The following is a 19462-nucleotide window of genomic DNA, read 5'->3' as shown; positions in this document are numbered from 1 at the left end:
AAAGTATATTAATTAATGTACAAAGTTTCATAGATTAATGCAATTTTTTATTGTAAAAAAGGATTGTTTGGTTACTTTTGCAACCGAAATTATAGATATAATAAAAAAAGAAAATGACCGCAGACAAACTAACAACTTTCGATGTATTGATCGAAATACCAAGAGGAAGCAGAAATAAATATGAGTACGATTTTGAAATCAAAAGAATGCGTTTCGACAGAATGTTATTCTCTTCAATGATGTACCCTGCAGATTATGGATTTATCCCTGAAACTTTAGCTTTAGACGGTGATCCTCTTGATGTATTGGTTTTGATTAACGAACCAACTTTTCCTGGATGTGTTATTGAAGTAAAACCAATTGGAGTTTTCCACATGGCAGATGATAAAGGACCAGACGAGAAAATTATTTGTGTACCGGTTTCAGATCCAATCTGGAATTCATTAAACGACCTTTCTGATATCAACGGACACTTATTAAAAGAAATCGAACATTTCTTCCAGGTTTACAAAGATCTTGAAAACAAAAAAGTAGATGTTGAAGGATGGGGAGACGTAAACGAAGCATTCGCTATCATTAAAGAATGTACAGAGCGTTTTAATCAAATTGAAAACAAACCAGAAGGATTATTTAGCATTAAATAATTAAAGGCATCATATTTTGTAAAAAAAGCAATACTCCGTTAAGAGTATTGCTTTTTTGTTTAAATTCGTTTTGTTAGTTTGTTGACTATTAACCAAAACCATTAAAATATTATGAATGCATTTATGATTTACCTGCCTATAGTAATGGCAGTTTTAGGATTACTTTTCATGGGAATAAAAAGGAGTTGGGTTTTAAAACAAGATGCCGGCGATGGTAAGATGAAAGAAATCTCAAATTACATTTACGAAGGTGCTTTAGCCTTCTTAAAAGCAGAATATAAACTATTAACCATTTTTGTAATTATTGCAAGCTTAGCCTTAGCAGGAATTACTTTTATTCCGGGTGTAAAGACACATTTATTAATCGTAATTGCCTTTATTTTTGGTGCTTTATTTTCGGCTTATGCTGGGAATATCGGAATGAAGATCGCAACTAAAACAAACGTTAGAACAACGCAGGCAGCACGTACAAGTTTGCCACAGGCCTTAAAAGTTTCTTTTGGAGGCGGAACTGTAATGGGACTTGGAGTTGCTGGTTTAGCAGTTTTAGGTTTAACAGCCTTTTTTATAATATTCTTTAATTTATTTTCCGGAGGAGTTTGGAAAGACACCGAAACAATGACTGTTGTTTTAGAAACTTTAGCAGGATTTTCACTTGGTGCAGAATCAATCGCTTTGTTTGCCAGAGTGGGTGGTGGAATCTATACCAAAGCAGCTGATGTTGGTGCCGATTTAGTAGGTAAAGTAGAAGCCGGAATTCCGGAAGATGATCCTCGCAACCCGGCTACAATTGCCGATAACGTAGGAGATAATGTAGGAGATGTTGCAGGTATGGGAGCTGATTTATTTGGTTCGTATGTAGCAACCGTTTTAGCGGCAATGGTTCTTGGAAATTACGTAATAAAAGATATGGGAGGAAGTATCAACGATGCTTTTGGCGGGATCGGGCCAATTTTACTTCCAATGGCAATTGCCGGTTTTGGAATTTTGTTTTCAATTATCGGAACAACTTTAGTAAAAATATCAGACGATAATGCAAAAGAAGCACAAGTTCAAAAGGCATTAAATATAGGAAACTGGGTTTCGATTGTTTTAACGGCTATTGCATGTTTCTTTTTAGTAAAATATATGCTGCCTGAAACGATGCAAATGACTTTTTTTGGAGAAGGATCCAAAGACATTTCATCATTGCGTGTATTTTATGCAACTTTAGTCGGATTAGTTGTTGGAGGTGCGATTTCATCAGTAACAGAATATTATACAGGATTAGGAACAAAACCAGTTTTGGCAATTGTTCAAAAATCATCTACAGGAGCGGGAACAAACGTTATTGCTGGTTTGGCAACAGGAATGATTTCAACTTTTCCAACCGTATTATTGTTTGCTGTAGCAATTTGGATTTCGTATGCTTTGGCTGGATTTTACGGAGTAGCTTTAGCAGCTTCAGCAATGATGGCGACAACAGCTATGCAATTAGCAATTGATGCTTTCGGGCCAATTTCTGATAACGCTGGAGGAATTGCCGAAATGAGCGAATTACCAAAAGAAGTGCGTACCAGAACCGATATTTTAGATTCTGTAGGAAACACAACTGCTGCAACCGGAAAAGGATTTGCCATTGCTTCTGCGGCTTTGACTTCATTGGCATTATTTGCAGCATACGTAACTTTTACAGGAATTGACGGAATCAATATTTTTAAAGCACCTGTTTTAGCGATGTTATTTGTCGGCGGAATGATTCCGGTGGTTTTCTCGGCTTTAGCTATGAATTCTGTTGGAAAGGCCGCAATGGATATGGTGTACGAAGTGCGTCGCCAATTTAAAGAAATTGCAGGAATTATGGAAGGGACCGCAAAACCAGAATATGGAAAATGTGTTGAGATTTCTACAAAAGCCGCTTTACGCGAAATGATGCTTCCTGGAATTTTAACGATTGGTTTTCCAATTGCCATTGTACTTTTAGGGAAATTAGTTTACATAGACAATAATCAGTTGATTGCTGAAATGCTGGGAGGCTATATGGCCGGAGTTACGGTTTCCGGAGTACTTTGGGCTGTTTTTCAAAACAATGCCGGAGGTGCCTGGGATAACGCCAAAAAATCTTTTGAAGCTGGGGTAATGATTAACGGAGAAATGACCTATAAAGGTTCTGATGCACATAAAGCAGCCGTAACCGGAGATACAGTTGGAGATCCGTTTAAAGATACTTCAGGACCTTCAATGAACATTTTAATTAAACTGACTTGTCTGATCGGATTGGTAATTGCGCCAATTTTAGGTGACGGACATGCGCCTTCTGATATTGCGGCAAAAGGTTCCTGCTGTAAAATGGAAATGCATGTATCAGGAGTTTCTAAATGCGGAGATATATCAGGAATGACAAAAGAAGAATGTATCAAAATGTGCAAAGAAAAAGGATGCTCTGTAGAAGAAACTGCTAAATGTCTGGCTCATTTTGATGAAAACGGAAAATATAAAAAGACAGATTGTTTTGATACCAGTCAATATGATAAAAAACGTGTAGAGGTTAATTTGGCTACCGTAAATGGAGTTACCACAGGAACTTTAACCAAAACAGAAAACGGCAAAACAACTACTGAAGTTTTTGAAGGAACTGAAGAAGAAGTAAAAGCTAAAATTGAAGCTGCGAAATAAATATCTTGTTAGTTATAAATAAAAATGCCTCTAAATTTTAGAGGCATTTTTCGTTTAATAATTAAAACCTATTTTACTCTATTAATTCAAAATTAGATTTTAGTTGAAGAGTTTCTTGTGGAATTAAATTTCCTGCAATTATTTCAAAACAAAATCTTTTTTAAGGTTTGAAATCTGAAGAGTAAAAGTTCCTTTTTCAGAAATCCATTTTAAATCTTCGTTTACAAACTGTAAGTCTTTTTGGTTCAGTGTGAATTTTACTGTTTTAGTCTCATTTGGCTCTAAACTAATTTTTTCAAATCTTTTTAAAGTTTTAAATTCGGGAGTGATACTTGCGAAATTGTCTGATAAATACAATAGAATAGATTCTTTTCCGGCTTTTTTACCTGAATTGGTCACTTCTACAGAAACATTAATTTCGTCATTAGAATTAATTTCAGATTTATCAATTTTTAAGTTCGAATAAGTAAAAGTGGTGTAGGACAATCCTGTTCCAAATTCATATTGAGGCAAATAGCTTTTTTCATATTTGGCATCATCATTTTGTTCGCCTTCAGAGATACTTTCGGTATATTTTCGGTTGTATTTTTCTAATGAATTTGGATATCTCGGATAATTGTAAGGGAGTCTTCCGCTTGGATTTACATCTCCGTAAATAATATCAACCAAAGCTCTGGCTCCTTCGTTCCCGGGAAGATAACACTGAATTACAGCATTCATTTTATCTTCGAAATCACTAATTAATCGTGGTCTTCCTTCGTTTAAAACCAAAATAATCGGTTTGTTTAATTTTGATAATGCTAAAGCTAATTTGATCTGAGAGCTGCTCATGAACAGATTGCTGATATCTCCAGGAGTCTCGGTATAGTTTTTCTCGCCTAAACAAAGCACTATTTTAGAAGCATTTTTAGCTAAATCAACGGCTTTTTGAATTTCTGCCTCATTTTCGATTTCTAAATCTGCTCCGGGAGTGTAAAGTATATTCTCTTTTCCGATTTTATTTTGAAAAGCTTCCAGAATGGTGAATTTATCAGCGGCATACGTGTCTGATTTATCTCCCTGCCACGTATAAGACCAGCCACCATTAAGGTATTTCATACTGTTTGCTGTTGCTCCAGTAACCAGAATTTTTTCGTTTTTGTTTAAAGGCAAAACAGCATTATTGTTTTTTAGTAAAGTAATAGATTCAGCTGCTGTTTTATAAGCTTCCTGAATGTGTTCTGCAGATCCGAATTTTGGATAGTCTTTTAAATTGGCAACCGTGTTCTGAAATAAATCCAATTCAAACTTCATTCTTAAAATTCGGGCAACCGCATCATCAATTCTGGACATTGGAACCTCTCCTTTTTGTACTAAATCTACTAAATCTGTGTAAAAAGAAAATTCTTCAGGGACCATACTCATGTCAATTCCGGCCATAATGGCTATTCTCACAGCATCACGTTTAGTTTCGGCAACTTTGTGTCTGGTATGAAGGTAAATAATGTCTTTCCAGTCTGTAACTACAACTCCTGTAAAGCCTAATTCATTTTTTAAAATATCGGTAATTAAATGTTTGCTGGCATGAACGGGAGTTCCGTTGATTTCGCCAGAACTTACCATTACACTTTTGGCTCCGGCTTTAATGGCAGCTTCGTAAATGGTTAAATCATACTGTCTTAATAAGCGCTCCGGAATGATACTCGGTGTTCTGTCTTTTCCTGTGTAAGTGCTTCCGTAACCGATGTAATGTTTCATGCAGGAAGCTACACTGTATTTTGAACCTACATTTTTTCCTTCAAACCCATCTACTAATGCTACAGCCATTTTTGAAGATAAATAAGCATCTTCTCCAAAAGATTCCCACATTCTGGACCAGGCAGGATTTCTTGGAAAATCCAAATCAGGAGAAAAAACCCAAGGGATTGAAGAAGCCCTGGTTTCGTATGCTGAAATTTCGGCACCTCGTTTTACCAAATCTGTATTAAAAGTTGCAGCAAGCCCTATCTGCTGTGGAAATAAAGTTGCTCCTGCTGTATAACTGGCACCGTGAATGGCATCGATTCCGTATAAAACCGGAATTTTTAGCCTTGTTTTATTGGCTTCATTGATGATTGCAGTTAAGGTTTCCTGCCATCTTTGTATTGTTGGCGCTCCGGGATTCGGAACATTTAAGATAGAACCAATATGGTAATCCTGAATTCCCTGCTTTAATTTTGCAGGATCAAAATACCCGGGCTTTTTTGGGTCTTCAAAAATTGTAACTGTAATTTGTGTCATTTGACCCACTTTTTCTTCGAGAGTCATTTTTGAAAGCAATTCAGAAACTTTTGCATCAATTTCTGATTTTTTATTTCCCTGACTCCAAGTAACACTGCAAATGGAGAAAGTGAATAGCAGCAAAATAGTATTTTTCATTTTGTAATTTTAAGATTTGGAAACAGTTCATATTTTATAATTTACTGTTCAAATTAATTTTAGTCCTGAAGCACTTTTATTGTACAAGATATGATTTTGTAAGATAAAAACTTAATACACTAATGTTTGTATGGCATGCGCAGGAATTTTGACTTGTGTTTTTTGAGAGGCAATAATAAGGTTGTAATTTATTTCTTTGTCGGTCTGGTTCATGACAATGGTTGCAATTGTACCATCAGCATTAAGAAATGAAGTGCTTAATAAACTGCTTCTGCTTACGGCTGAACTGATACGAACGGCGTTTAAACGAATAAACTTCGAAAAATGTCCAATATAATAATAGGAGGGAGTATAAATTAATTCTCCTGTTGTAGTATCAGCATGAATGGGCGCGAAGCAAAAATTCCCCACATGATTCGGCCCGCCATTCTGATCTAAGAGGATGTTCCAGTCTGTCCATCCGTTTGTTCCGTTATTAAAATCATTAATCATTGCTGTCCCGTATCTTTCTGCATTTGGCCAGAATTGATATTTTGAAGCATCAAATCGTTCCACACAACCTTCTGTAAACAGCAGTCCTTTATCAGGATAAGCTTCATGTACCTTTCGTACATTATGAAACATTGGTAATCCTCCTGACCAGGTTTCGTACCAGTGAAAACCCATTCCCCAAATGTATTTTGCAGCTTCAGGATCAGAGTAAATTACATTGGCTCTTTGGTTCATCAAATCACGGTTATGATCCCAGATTATGATTTTTTTATTCCCAAGATTTTCTTTTTTTAGGGTTGGGCCTAAATAATTTTTTATAAAATCTCTTTCTGCTTCGGCAGTATAAATACAAGATTCCCAGGTTTGTACTGCCATTGGTTCATTCTGTGTTGAGGTTCCCCAAATTGGAATTCCTTCTTTTTCGTATTCTTTTATAAATTTCGCATAAAAATTAGCCCACGTCTGATAATATTCAGGCAATAATGTTCCACCCTGAAGCACATTGTTATTACTTTTCATAAAAGCGTTTGGAGACCAGGGAGCAACATAAGTAGTCAATTTTCCGCCAGCTGTCTGAATGGCTTTTTTGATTAAAGGTATACGAAATTGCCTGTCGTGGTCAATAGAAAAAGTCTTTAGTTCTTTATCTCCTTCTTTGATATAAGAATAGCTTTCGCTGCTAAAATCAGAACTTTGGATAGTTGTTCTTAGTAATGAATAACCTATGCCTTTTTGTTTGTCGTAGTAGGCATTTAAGAATTCAGTTTGTTTTTCTTTTGAAAGCTTAGCGAATATTTCGGCACTTGCATCCGTTATGGCACCTCCGATTCCGATAAAATTCTGAAACTTTTTTGCAGGTTCCACAAATATTGAAGTCTCAATTTCCAAAGGTTGTTTAGAAGCAGAGAAAACTAAATTATCTGTTAGTGTTAATTTTAAATTTGTTTTTTCAGCAGTCGTATAAACCGTTATTTTTTTATTTGCAGTAATGAATTTCTGTTCCTGTTTTGTTTTTTTTACCTGTGAATATAAAACAGTTGAAGAAAAACATAAACAAATAAGAATAAAGCCAATTTTTTTCATTGTATTATGTTTTTAATGAAACTCAGATTTATAATCTTGTTTCTAATAGATGTCTTTTTAAAAAATAGCCCATAATCAAAAAAGAATATGGGCTATTCTAACAACCAAACTTAACTTAACACTTAACTTAAATGATTCACTGTATGAATGCATTTTTATCTCTTTTGTAAAGAAATGTGTCTGTTACAGCATTTACTATTTCATAATATATTTTACTAACTACCCCAGCCAGGATTTGGTGTCATTTTTGGGTTATTAAGAATTTCTGCAGCAGGAATTGGATATAATTTATGTTTGTCTGCAAAGTTTCCGTTCTTTTTGAAGCCTTGGTTTTTCAGAACAGTTGCAGCATCACCCCAACGAATCAAATCAAGGAATCTGAAACCTTCAAATGCAAGTTCTAATCTTCTTTCGGTTTTAATTGCGTCTAAGGTTACTGTTTTTAGAGGTAAATCGACTCTGTCACGTACTGCAGTAAGATAATTTTGTGCTTTTGAAGTATTTCCTGCCAAAAGATTTGCTTCTGCAGCCATCAATAAAACATCAGCGTATCTGATTAATCTAACATTTGTTCCATAGTTTAATTCGGCTACAGGAGTACCTGTTTCAGCAGCTAATGAACCGTATTTAAGTCTGAAATAACCATCCATTCCCCAAACCGGAGGAGCTTGTGTCCAGTCCAGATCTTTGTCTACTACCCAGTCTCCCCCAAATTTTGATCTAAGGTCAGCAACTGATAGCAGGGATGCGTTTTTTCTAATTTCATCTCCTTCTGCATCAAACGCTTCTGCCATTTTAGATGTAGGATAGTTGAAACCCCAGCCGGCATTAAGTCCAGAGGTGCCTGATTTGAAATAATCGCTTCGTGGACCCATTAATTGCCAGTTTACGTTGTTCTCCATCGCACGGCTTCCGTCCCATTTGAAATTTCCCCAATCATAACCTGCAGTAGTAACGTAGCCGATTTCAAATAAAGATTCTAAACCGTATTCTGATGTTTTTAAAAATATTTTTGAAAAATCTGGTGCAAGATCATATTCATTAGAAGTAATGACATCCTCGAATGCAGTTGCAGATTCAGGATATTTTTTTTCATACAAATAGGCTTTCCCATTTATGGCCTGTGCAGTACCTTTTGACATTCTGAAACGCATTTCGGCACTGTATTCACTCTTTTTAGGTAAATTTGGAATTGCTTCACTTAAATCTTTGTGTATTTGCGCATAGATTTGCTCTGGTGTTGATTTTGCCATTGCGAAATCACCTGCTTTTGGCACTTCAAGTCTTAGTGGAACACCGCCCCACATTGAAACTAATTCAAAATAGAAAAAAGCTCTAAGCGCTTTTGCTTCAGCGATTAATTGCGTCTTTTTTGGCGTATCTGGTGTTGCAATATTAATGATGGCATTTGCTCTCATTACACCAAAATACATAGCTTTAAAGCAGTGTTCGATTGGTTTGTTTTCTGCTGTAAATGAATAATCATCTAATTGCTGATACGGTGGCTGATCTCCGTCTGAACCTCCGCCTGCATGAGTTTCATCAGCAGGAAATGATTTTACAACATACATGGAGTTCCAGTCGGCAGCATAAGCCCATTGCAAAACATCATAACAGGCAAATATTCCTTCTTGTAGTTCTGCTTCTGTTTTATAGTAATCTTCAGCTTTCAGCGCACCATAGACCGGTTTGTCTAAGAAATCTTCACTGCAGGAGATTAGCACTCCAACCAAACCCGCAATAAACGTTAATTTATAAATTATTTTTTTCATCGTTATTTATTTATGAGTTCGAATTAAAATGTTACTGATAGTCCAGTCATGATACGGCCTGCATTTGGATACAAACCTCTGTCAATACCTTGTGAGTTGTTTGAAAAACTTCCAACTTCAGGATCAATACCTTTGTATTTTGTAAAGGTGAAATAATCATCAAGGGAAACATAAAGTCTTAGACTGCTTACTTTTATCTGGCTTAATAATTCAGAACTGAAATTATATCCTAATTGTATTTGTTTGATTCTTACATATGAAGCATCCTGAACCATTAAATCACTTGAGTAAATGATTGGGTCACTATAAGAAGCTTTTGGAAAACTGTTTGTACTTCCTTCTCCGGTCCATCTGTCAGTATAGAAGAATGACGGGCGATTAGAAAAAGGATTGTCAACTCTGGCTAAAGCCATATAGTTTTCTCCGCCAAAAGCACCTTGCAAGAAAAATTTAAGATCAAATCCTTTGTATTCAAAGTCAATAGTTGTAGAAACTATCAAATCATGGTGAGGATCTCCAATGTACGTTTTATCCTGATCTGTGATATCACCGTCTCCATTTGTATCAACTACTACAGGCTGACCAGGTGTAGGATTCCATGTAGTTACACTTCCTAAAGATGTTTTGTAAGCATCAATTTGTGCCTGGTTTTGGAAAATACCATTTGTTTTGTACCCTCTGAAATACCAAACCGGTTTACCAAGTTCAAAAGAAGTTACAGTTCCTAATACCGGAATACTAGCTCCGTCAACTCTTGTAAGCAATGGGTTTAAATAGGTAACTTCATTGTCAATTGTGGTCAAGTTAAGATTTATACCGTATTTTAACTGATGTTGTGATTCTCTCCATCCTGCTTCGATTTCGAAACCTTTGTTTGTCACATCACCCGCATTTGCGTATGGAGCAGCATAACCTGTAGATAATGGAGGAGAAGAAGGTGTTAATAAATCACGCGTTATTTTTTTGTAATAATCTAGGCCTAATGTAAGTCTGTTATCAAATGCTTTGATATCAAGACCAAAATCTGTCTGTTCTGTCGTTTCCCATGTTATATCTTCATTAGGCAATATTTTAAGCTCACCAACTGTTTGATAATTTCCTAATGCGTCAGGATACTTTAAACCGTCTTTTGTAATCAAAGCCTGCCATTGTCCAGGTGAAATGTTAGAAGTTGAACCGTTTTCACCCCATGAAGCTCTTAATTTTACGTAATTAACGGCCTCAAGTTTCCAAAATGATTCATTTGAGATTACCCATCCTGCAGATACAGCAGGGAAATAGCCGGCACGTTTATCAGGAGCAAAAAGAGAAGAGTTATCGTTTCTCAAAGAAGCCTGAAACAGGTACTTATTGTCAAAGGAATAAGTAATACGTCCAAAATAAGATAACATTGATGTTGGAGTTCTGTTTCCAGCTATAGTCCCATCTACTGGGGTTTCTCCAACTGTTGCCCAATCGTCCCCTTCCTTGATCATCCCTGATGTACGACTGTCTAAATAACTTTTTTCGGAATCCTGAGATGACATACCTGCCATAACTGAGAATTCATGTTTATTAATTGTTTTGCTGTAAGTGGCAAAGTTTTCAAACAACCATGTTTTAAAGATGTTCTGATTGTAAGTTTTATTATTTGTTGTGTTTTCTTTATTCGTATTCCACCAATACTTTTGAGTCCAGTCGTTGTAATTGGTATATGTCTGCTCTATTCCATAACGTGTTGTAAAAACAAATCCTTCAAAAGGTTTGATATTAGCGTAAACATTACCAATAATTTTAGTTTCTTGTGTTAAACCGTGATCAAGTGCAATTTGTCCAACCGGATTGGCAATTTCCCCAACGATATAGTTAGATAAACCGTAGTATTCTCCATTTGCATTTGTTGGTACGGCTTTTCCGTCTGCTATGGCATCCTGAACATGTTGTGGAAGTACAGTACCACTTGGATAATAAACAGGTGTCAAAGGATCCATCAGCATGGCATGATTCATAATACCATTAAAACTATCGTCTTCAGTAAATGCTTTACGTTTGTTTACTGAAAGAGAGAAGTTTTCGCCAATTTCTAAATATTTACTTACTTTATGATTGGAGTTGAATCTAACTGTTGTACGCTTAAAATTGGTTTTGTCACCTCCAAAAATACCATCTTGTGAGAAAAAGTTTCCTGAAAGTAAAAAAGTCGAAACATCATTTCCTCCTGCAAGCTGAAGAGTATGGTGCTGCATAGGTGCTCCCTCTTCTGAAGCTTCATCAATCCAGTTTGTTCCTTGTTTACCTGTCCAGTCAGCTACATTAGGTCTGTTTCCAGCAGGTTTTGTTTCGTCAATCCAATGAACGTACTGATCAGCATTCATCATTTCTAATTTTGATCTTAAATACTGAAAACCGAATTGATTACTGTAAGAGATCTTCATAGAGCCTGATTTTCCTTTCTTAGTGGTAATCATTACAACCCCATTACCTCCATCAGCTCCATAGATAGCTGCGGAAGCCGCATCTTTTAAAATTTCAAGTTTTTCAATATCGTTCGAATCAAGGAAATCAATGTTGCTTGTACGCATTCCGTCAACTACATAAATAGGATCTGAGTTACCATTTGATCCAGCTCCACGGATACGAACTTTTGCTCCTGCTCCCGGAGCACCTGATTGTGATAGAACAGTAACACCAGCGGCTTGTCCTTGTAGCACCTGCGTAGATAAACCAACTGATAAATTTGCTATTTGTTCTGCTTTTATCGAAGAAATTGCTCCGGTTACCACACTTTTCTTTTGAGTTCCGTATCCAACTACGACAACCTCATTAAGGTTTTGGGATTCAGGTTTTAATTTAATATCAATTTTAGTTCTTCCGTTTACTGGTTCCTGTACAGTATTATATCCTACAAACGTAATTGTCAGTGTTCCGTCAGAAGGAACGTTAATCTGAAATTTTCCATCAAAGTCAGAAGCAGTTGCTTTATTAGTGCCTTTAATTAAAATTGTTGCACCCGGGACGGGCATTCCTCCTTCATCATTTATTGTTCCGTTTACTGTCACATCCTGAGCGATTGCGACTACTGAGAACAGTAAAGATGAAAAACAAAAAATAAATAATTTTGTTAATTTCATTTTTCTAAAAATTTTGGTTAATTAATTAGTAATTTGATGCAATAGTAGGGTTAAATTTTTATTAATAGTAATTTATTTTTATTACAAAAACACATCAAACTATAAATTAATACTTTACAAAAACACATCAAAATAATTTTAAAATATTTAAAATCAATTATTTGTATATTTTTTTATATTGTTACAATAATGTTAAGTATATTAAAAAAACACTACATTTATTAAAAAACACTTGTTTGGTTTTTTATACTAATTATCGCTTTTTAAAACTTTTTTATAAGTGTGATAATTACTGTTAAAAAATAAATAACAAGTATTACTAATAAAAAACAGGTATAAAAATTATGAAATTCATAAAACACCTTTTTAGCATAACGGCAATTTTTTTTCTGGGTTTGAATGTTTTAGCGCAAGTGAAGGATATCGGCATGCCGAATCTGAAAAATTATAAAAGAACCGAATATAAAGGAGGAACACAAAATTGGAGTATTGATCAGGATAGAAACGGAAATATCTATTTTGCAAACAATAGCGGACTTATTCAGTTTGACGGTTCTACATGGAGAAAATATGCTTTACCAAATAACACAGCCATCAGGAGTTTGAAAATCGATGATTCAGGGAAAATTTTTGTAGGAGGCAATAATGAATTCGGTTATTTTAAACCAGATGAAAAGGGAGAATTAAAATATTTCTCACTTTCAAAATTAATCCGTAATAAGGACAGTCAGAATATAAACTTAATCTGGAGGATTCATGTTTTTAAAGGAGAGGTAATTTTTCAGTCTTTTACAAAAGCTTTTTTTTATAAAAATAACAAACTGAGTGTACTGAATGCACCGAAGAAATTTCAGTTTTCTTTCGTAATCAATAAACGGCTTTTCTTTCAGGACAAAGTATTAGGTCTTTTAGAATATAAAAACCAAAAAATATATCCATTAAAAGGTACCACCGTTCTGAATGATAAAGAAATCTGGGCGATTTTTCCTTTATCAAATAATAAAATACTGTTGGCGACTTTAGAAAAAGGACTTTTTGTTTACGATTATAATACTGTAAAAGAATGGAATACTGAAGCAAATATTTTTATAAAAAAGAATACATCACTGGGCGGGTCAATTATAAAAGATAAATTCATCATTTTAAATTCGGTTTTGAATGGCATTATAATTTGTGATCTGAACGGAAAAATAATTCAGCATTTAAACCGTCAAAAAGGACTTCAGAACAATACTATACTGACTTCTTTTGTTGATAATAAAAACAATATCTGGCTGGGTCTTGATAACGGAATCACATTTATAAATGAGAATTCGCCTTTTACCTATTTTGATTACAGTTATAATATAGGTACAGTTTATGCCTCCGTATTGCACCAGAATAAATTGTATGTCGCAACCAATCAGGGTTTGTTTTATCACTCATGGGATACTTCTTTTGCAGATGAACCTTTTAACAGAGTCGAAGGAACTATTGCTCAGGCATGGAATATTCAGATCATAAATAATACTTTATTGTGTTCAAGCAATAGTGGGGCATTAGTGGTAGAACATAATAAGGTGTCCAAAATCTTGGATACCAGAGGATACTTTGGTTTTAAAAAGATACCCGGGCATCCGGAATACGCAATTGGTGAAAGTTATAATGGTTTTTCGGTCTTTAAAATCTCATCAAATAAAGTTGAATTTGTAAATCAGGTTCAGGGTTTTGATGAAACGACCAATACTTTTGAAGTCGAACTCGATACTGATTATTTATGGTTAAAGAAGAATCCGTATTTATATCGAATGGAACTTTCAGATGATTTGAAAAGATTTGAGTCTGTAAAAAAATATACTCAGATATCAGCCATTAATAAAGGAATTGGAAGCTTACAATTAATTAATGATAAAGTTTATTTTCAGTCAAAAAACCATTTTTACAGATTTTCTTCAGATCAGGACGGCTTTTTTGAAGACAGAAAAATGAGCCGTCTTTTTAATAAAATTCCGGTCATCAATACAGTGATTCAGGATTCAAAAGGAAATTTATGGTATTCTTTTAATGAATCTTTAGGAGTTTTGGAAAAATCAGGTGGTGAGAAATACATTCGAAAAGAGGCGCCCTTTTCTAATTTAACCGGAAATTTGGTTAACAACTACATCTCTGTAAATACAATAGATTCAAAGAATATTTTTATCGGATTGACAGACGGATTAACGCATTATGATTCTAAAATTTCGAATACATTTATAACAAAACCAATTGCTTTTATAGAAAGTTTTTCCTTTCCAGGAGATACTATACTAACCGGAAACTTAGAAATAGGGGATAAACAATATTGTCTGCCTTATAGAGATAATCATGTTAAGTTTACGTTCTCGTCCCCAACATTTGAAAATCAGGAAAATGTTACGTATTCCTATAAACTGGAACCGTTTGAAGATACCTGGCGCAGTTGGTCACCACTTTCAATAAAAGAATACACCAATTTAAGGGAAGGCAATTATATAATGAAGCTGAGGTCTAAAAATAGTTTTGGTGTGGTTTCAGATATCAGTCAGATTAAGTTTATTATTTCGCCACCATGGTACAGACATTATCTGGCCTATCTGATTTATATATTGTTGATTATTATAGGTATTTATGTGATTTCGAACAGAATTAAATTAAAGATCAGAAAAAACAAATATTATGAAACTATTGAGCAAAGGCGTTTGTATCTGGAAAAAGAAGCCAAAATCAGACATGAACAACACGAACTCGAAAAGGAAATTGAAAAACTGAAAAGTGATAAACTTCAGATCAAGATTTTAGCGAAGGACAAGGAGCTTGTAAACAATTCATTGCAGGTAGTAAAAAAGAACAAAACTTTGAATACGATAATAGGTAAACTGAAGGAAATTGATACCAATATATTAGACGATTCGACCAAAACAGAATTTAATAAACTTCATAAAAGCATTGTCAAAGAAGTTAATACCGATAAAAGCTGGAAAGATTTAGAAAAACACATTAAAAATGTACATTTTGATTTTCTGAAAAGATTAAAGGAAAAATATCCGACCATTTCGCCAAGAGAATTGGATTTGTCTACTTATTTATTAATGAATATGTCGACCAAAGAAATTGCCGAAATTATGAATATATCTAATGGAGGTGTAGAATTAGCGAGATATCGCTTGAGAAAAAAATTAGGTTTAAATAAAAAAGAAAATCTTATTGGATTTTTGATGAGTGTTTAATAAATTTAAAAATGCCAATGCATAATTATAAGGACTAAATCTTCGCATTTTATCTATCAGTGGGGCAATATTTATCCAACGTCCAAGTGCTGGGTCATAATTACGTGTTCCGTAATAGTACAAGTTAAGCCACAGCTCGTCTTGGAGCTCCTTGCCGCTGTACTTATATTTTAAAGCCGGATTAGTTGATGTAGAAACAGAATTATATCCTTTATGTTTTAAGCCATAAGGGTAATAGTTGTTTTCTTCAACAATTTCGGCAATGTTCACACTACCATTTTTATCAGCATCGCCATAGCTTAAACGAACATTCCCTAAATGATCTTTGTACTGGTAAATATAATCAAAAACTCCGTTATTGTAAACTGAATATCCTTCGGGTTGGGAGATAAATTTTAAAACACCATCTTCATAAATGTACTGGGCAGTGTTATTAACAAGCGTTACTTGTTGGCGGTCCTGAAACTCACACTTAATTACATTTTTAGAAACTTTTTGGCCGCTGGCATCATAGACATATTGTGTATAAAAATTAATATAAATCATTGATTATCTGTAAATGTTTGATGCAATAATTAACCACCAACTCATCTGATACATTACCCACGGCATTGGTATATCCCCCTTTACTATCATTTGCTTTCGGGTTTAAAATCATATATTTTTTTTGAAGACGTTACAATTTCCTTATAATCAAAACCTTGACTTATAACATATCGACATTTAAAAAGACTTTTAAAGCTAAAGGGCATTTTTACAATTTTTAAATAAAATATTTCTTTTGGATTTATAAAAAATTCAATAATATTATTTTGGTACTTCATAAGAAGCTTCAATTTATCTATCTTCAATTTTTCAGAATCGATAATTATTTTATCGCCAATCTTATCAAGAATAAAAGCCTTATCATTCTCAATAATATAGTAATTCACATTAGACATTTTTTTTCCTTTTATCATAAAAGTTGACTCTATTTCTAATTTTTCTTGAGAAAAAGACATTATTGTAATTAACAAGAAAAAAAATACTAACCTAATTTCCATTTCCTAATCTTTTAAAATTTTTAAAACTTAATGTTGTTATAACACCACCTCCATTATAAAAATTAACTGATGTTCCATTTGATGTTCCTACTTGAATTGCTGTAGCTGTATAGCCTTCATTAATCAACCTTCTGTGTACACCAAAATCACTTCTCAAATCGGTTCCTGTAGCATTTCCAGAAGGTGTCATAGAGCCCCTAAATGTATTTTCAGTACCATCAGCCTGGGTTACCGTTTGTGTTTTTGAAGTATGTACATGCCAATAATCTAATAATTCAGCTGCAGAAGGAGTAGCTATCCCATTAAATATACTTATTGAACCATTTCCTGTAACATCTTTTTTTGGACCTGGAGTCCAAGTTACCGTATCTATATTACCACTTTGATTTAACTGTGTATTTCCTCCTTCTTCATGTAAGCCTGCATCATTAGCAGTAGGCGATGTATTTGTACGTTCAGCTTCAACAGATGCTACAACACCATCAACAGTATTTGTACCTCCATTTAAAGTAACTTTATCTATACCATTCAAATTTATTGCTGTGTTACCTTCAGCGGTTTGTTTTTTAATCTCTTTTACCTGATCTTTATTATAAACGTAATGTATTTTTCCACTATTATTACCATCATCCCCGATTTGTTTTACAGTACCCCAAAAATTTTTACCAAATATTGGATCACTACTCGGTGACATCCCATCGGGATCAATAAAGAAAACAGGATTGTCAAAAGCGTAATTATAAGGACTATACCTTCTCATCTTTTCTGTTAGCGGGTCTATGTTCATCCAACGTCCAATTGCTGGGTCGTAATTTCTTGTACCATAATCATACATGTTAAGCCCCAACTCGTCCAGGAACTCTTTTCCGTTGTACTTATATTTTAAAGCCGGATTAGTTGATGTAGAAACAGAATTATACCCTTTATGCTTCATCCCAAATGGATAATAATTGTTTTCTTCAACAATTTCGGCAATGTTCACACTACCATTGTTATCAGCATCGCCATAGCTTAAACGAACATTCCCTAAATGATCTTTGTACTGGTAAATATAATCAAAAACTCCGTTATTGTAAGCTGCATATCCTTCGGGTTGGGAGAAAAATTTTAAAATACCATCTTCATAAATGTATCCGCCTGCGTATTCAGTAGTGCTATTGATGAGCGTTACTTGCTGGCGGCCCTGAAACTCACGCTTAATTATATTTTTATAATTCTTTTCCAGAGCGTAAACTAATTTTTCTTGTGTGTAATGCAAGTGTAAAGTTCATATACTTCATAGTTTTTGAATCTGATGATAATCGCTTTGTAATATTTCTGGCAATTGAAACAATTCTTTTCAATAATGTTGTGGCTGATATTTTTAGTATTCTTGCCGTGCTTCTTATTCCTAATCCCTCTTTAGTTAATTGAATTATATTTTGATTGATATCTGATTTGTAAGCTTGATTTGTATATTTTTCTATAAAGCGGTGACAGCACATTTTACAATAGGACTGCTGTTTATAGTTTTTCGTTCTCCCATTTTTAATAACCTTTTTCTCTTTACATTTTGGACAATTCATATAATCACTAACTCTGGAACATTATGTTGGTTGTTTATTCATTTTAGTTCATTTAAAGCAATATTAAAACAAAAAAGATGAGCACTACTGCTCATCTTTTTTGTTTTTCAGTAATAACTATTCTATTCCACTATGTTAGAAATCTAAATTTACATATCACTAACTTTGAAACACTACCAAAGACACCTATATGAGAACATTATCCGAATATTATTTGTACAGCTTTAAATCAGATTTTTTCACCATTCTTGATAGACTTCTGGTGTAACAAGCGAATCTTTAAACTGAATATTTTTGCACTTATTCTCCTCATACCATTCCTTCCATTTTATACGGTCCTGTTCAAAAACACCGATTGGATAGGTTGTTGAATAATTCATAATTTTCTCTAATGAAACCGGAGCGTAATTGGAAATAAAAATTACAGATTCCCTGAATTTAGAATCCTGCGAAACTGCGATATTATTTTCAATGTAGTTAACATGGTAAAAAAACATCTCTTTAAATTTGATGTTTTCATAGCAATCGCTTTTATTGATATTTGCCGATTTACAACAAATTAAAATCGGGAAGAATAAAATTAATATTTTTTTCATAATTACGGAATTTTGGTCTTAGTTACTGTAATACCTCCAGCAGGAGTTGGAGTTACAGTTTGGGACGTTTTGGTACGGTCTGGTTCGAAAAAGATGTTATCACCAGTTGAGTAATTCTCTACTCTTCGATTACCATTAACTTTATCTTCTGCAGTTCGTATTGCACTTCTATGCATTCCTAAAGCCCCCGCAGGATAAGTCCCTTTTACTCCCCCAGCTTCGGCTTTTAATTGCTGCTCTTTAGTTTCATGTGCTAATGTTCCTGCACTCGATGCTGCACCCGGACCAGTTTTATCAAATTCTTGAACATCGCCAATATCGATTTGATTATCCTTAATTGAGCCAACGTCAACATTTGCATCATTATTAACTATTTCTACATCAGCAACAGCTGGGCTGTACACTGCGCTACTATAAACATCAATAAATGCCTGTTGTTCAGCAGTAACTGGACCAGTAGCAACCTGCGTAAATTGCACGTTTCCCGTGACTAAATTGATATCTACCTTATATGTATTTCCGGTCGCTTTTTGTACTTCGTTAACGTAAGCAGCTTGTGTTGAGCCTGTTGCAGTGCCTGGTGCGTCTGTAAATTTAGGATTTATTATGTCTTGCGCTAACATTCCATCAGGATCAACAAACCTCATTGGGTTATCATAACAATAGCTATATGGCGACCATCGTCTACTCACCTCCGCTTTTGGGTCAATATTCATCCAGCGACCAATAGCAGGGTCATAATTACGTGCTCCATAGTCGTACATATTAAGCCCCAGCTCGTCCAGGAACTCTTTTCCGTTGTACTTATATTTTAAAGCCGGATTAGTTGATGTAGAAACAGTATTATATCCTTTATGCTTCATCCCAAAAGGGTAATAATT

At 34.4% G+C, this 19462-nt stretch carries 12 protein-coding genes and 1 pseudogene; 3 read left to right on the top strand and 10 right to left on the bottom strand.

The genetic code is table 11. The features are described from left to right. Positions 1–113 precede the first annotated feature (113 nt). Complete coding sequence (locus GWR14_RS10235) at positions 114–644, top strand: inorganic diphosphatase (RefSeq protein WP_031454287.1); 531 nt, start codon at positions 114–116, stop codon at positions 642–644. 111 nt (positions 645–755) lie between these two features. Next, positions 756–3299 (top strand): sodium-translocating pyrophosphatase, encoded by a 2544-nt coding sequence (locus GWR14_RS10230; RefSeq protein ID WP_163408934.1) that lies wholly within the window; start codon positions 756–758, stop codon positions 3297–3299. 138 nt (positions 3300–3437) lie between these two features. On the opposite strand, the gene GWR14_RS10225 is transcribed toward GWR14_RS10230, so the two are convergent. The 4 genes from GWR14_RS10225 to GWR14_RS10210 all read right to left on the bottom strand — a co-directional run bounded on the left by GWR14_RS10225 (position 3438) and on the right by GWR14_RS10210 (position 12153). Then, positions 3438–5696 (bottom strand): glycoside hydrolase family 3 N-terminal domain-containing protein, encoded by a 2259-nt coding sequence (locus GWR14_RS10225; RefSeq protein WP_163408933.1) that lies wholly within the window; start codon positions 5694–5696, stop codon positions 3438–3440. Positions 5697–5807: 111 nt separating this feature from the next. Continuing rightward, positions 5808–7271 (bottom strand): glycoside hydrolase family 30 protein, encoded by a 1464-nt coding sequence (locus tag GWR14_RS10220; protein WP_163408932.1) that lies wholly within the window; start codon positions 7269–7271, stop codon positions 5808–5810. A 215-nt stretch (positions 7272–7486) separates the two neighbouring features. Then, positions 7487–9043: a RagB/SusD family nutrient uptake outer membrane protein gene (locus tag GWR14_RS10215; protein ID WP_163408931.1), complete on the bottom strand. Its 1557-nt coding sequence runs from the start codon at positions 9041–9043 to the stop codon at positions 7487–7489. Between the two features lie 23 nt (positions 9044–9066). Beyond that, a complete protein-coding gene (locus GWR14_RS10210) occupies positions 9067–12153 on the bottom strand; it encodes a SusC/RagA family TonB-linked outer membrane protein (RefSeq protein WP_163408930.1) in 3087 nt (1028 codons plus the stop codon). Between the two features lie 344 nt (positions 12154–12497). Between GWR14_RS10210 and GWR14_RS10205 the strand changes: the two genes are divergently transcribed. After that, positions 12498–15377, top strand: coding sequence for a triple tyrosine motif-containing protein (locus tag GWR14_RS10205; RefSeq protein WP_163408929.1), 2880 nt, complete (start codon positions 12498–12500; stop codon positions 15375–15377). On the opposite strand, the gene GWR14_RS10200 is transcribed toward GWR14_RS10205, so the two are convergent. The 6 genes and pseudogenes from GWR14_RS10200 to GWR14_RS10175 form a co-directional block, all read right to left on the bottom strand. After that, the gene (locus GWR14_RS10200) at positions 15333–15923 is read right to left on the bottom strand and encodes an RHS repeat domain-containing protein (RefSeq protein ID WP_163408928.1); all 591 of its coding nucleotides are present in this window, start codon (positions 15921–15923) and stop codon (positions 15333–15335) included. The genes GWR14_RS10205 and GWR14_RS10200 overlap by 45 nt on opposite strands. Positions 15924–16009: 86 nt before the next feature. After that, positions 16010–16420, bottom strand: coding sequence for a hypothetical protein (locus GWR14_RS10195; protein WP_163408927.1), 411 nt, complete (start codon positions 16418–16420; stop codon positions 16010–16012). Next, positions 16410–17402, bottom strand: coding sequence for an RHS repeat-associated core domain-containing protein (locus tag GWR14_RS10190; protein ID WP_449528531.1), 993 nt, complete (start codon positions 17400–17402; stop codon positions 16410–16412). The genes GWR14_RS10195 and GWR14_RS10190 overlap by 11 nt, the downstream gene beginning before the upstream one ends. A gap of 180 nt (positions 17403–17582) precedes the next feature. Next, positions 17583–17985, bottom strand: a pseudogene (locus GWR14_RS10185) (IS1/IS1595 family N-terminal zinc-binding domain-containing protein); the annotation flags it as partial. A gap of 239 nt (positions 17986–18224) precedes the next feature. Then, positions 18225–18581: a hypothetical protein gene (locus GWR14_RS10180; protein ID WP_163408926.1), complete on the bottom strand. Its 357-nt coding sequence runs from the start codon at positions 18579–18581 to the stop codon at positions 18225–18227. Positions 18582–18583: 2 nt separating this feature from the next. Further along, positions 18584–19462 (bottom strand): RHS repeat-associated core domain-containing protein (locus GWR14_RS10175; RefSeq protein WP_163408925.1); only part of this gene is annotated, 879 nt, incomplete at its 5' end.

This window comes from Flavobacterium ajazii, assembly GCF_010614725.1.
Classification (GTDB): Bacteria; Bacteroidota; Bacteroidia; order Flavobacteriales; family Flavobacteriaceae; genus Flavobacterium; species Flavobacterium ajazii.
Note: the sequence above shows the minus strand (reverse complement) of the source record. Positions and strands in the feature narration are given on the sequence as shown.

Coding starts and splice junctions, on each gene's coding strand:
- GWR14_RS10195 (WP_163408927.1), bottom strand. CDS start 16,420: ATGGAAATTAGGTTAGTATTTTTTTTCTTGTTAATTACAATAATGTCT.
- GWR14_RS10230 (WP_163408934.1), top strand. CDS start 756: ATGAATGCATTTATGATTTACCTGCCTATAGTAATGGCAGTTTTAGGA.
- GWR14_RS10225 (WP_163408933.1), bottom strand. CDS start 5,696: ATGAAAAATACTATTTTGCTGCTATTCACTTTCTCCATTTGCAGTGTT.
- GWR14_RS10200 (WP_163408928.1), bottom strand. CDS start 15,923: ATGATTTATATTAATTTTTATACACAATATGTCTATGATGCCAGCGGC.
- GWR14_RS10235 (WP_031454287.1), top strand. CDS start 114: ATGACCGCAGACAAACTAACAACTTTCGATGTATTGATCGAAATACCA.
- GWR14_RS10215 (WP_163408931.1), bottom strand. CDS start 9,043: ATGAAAAAAATAATTTATAAATTAACGTTTATTGCGGGTTTGGTTGGA.
- GWR14_RS10220 (WP_163408932.1), bottom strand. CDS start 7,271: ATGAAAAAAATTGGCTTTATTCTTATTTGTTTATGTTTTTCTTCAACT.
- GWR14_RS10180 (WP_163408926.1), bottom strand. CDS start 18,581: ATGAAAAAAATATTAATTTTATTCTTCCCGATTTTAATTTGTTGTAAA.
- GWR14_RS10210 (WP_163408930.1), bottom strand. CDS start 12,153: ATGAAATTAACAAAATTATTTATTTTTTGTTTTTCATCTTTACTGTTC.
- GWR14_RS10205 (WP_163408929.1), top strand. CDS start 12,498: ATGAAATTCATAAAACACCTTTTTAGCATAACGGCAATTTTTTTTCTG.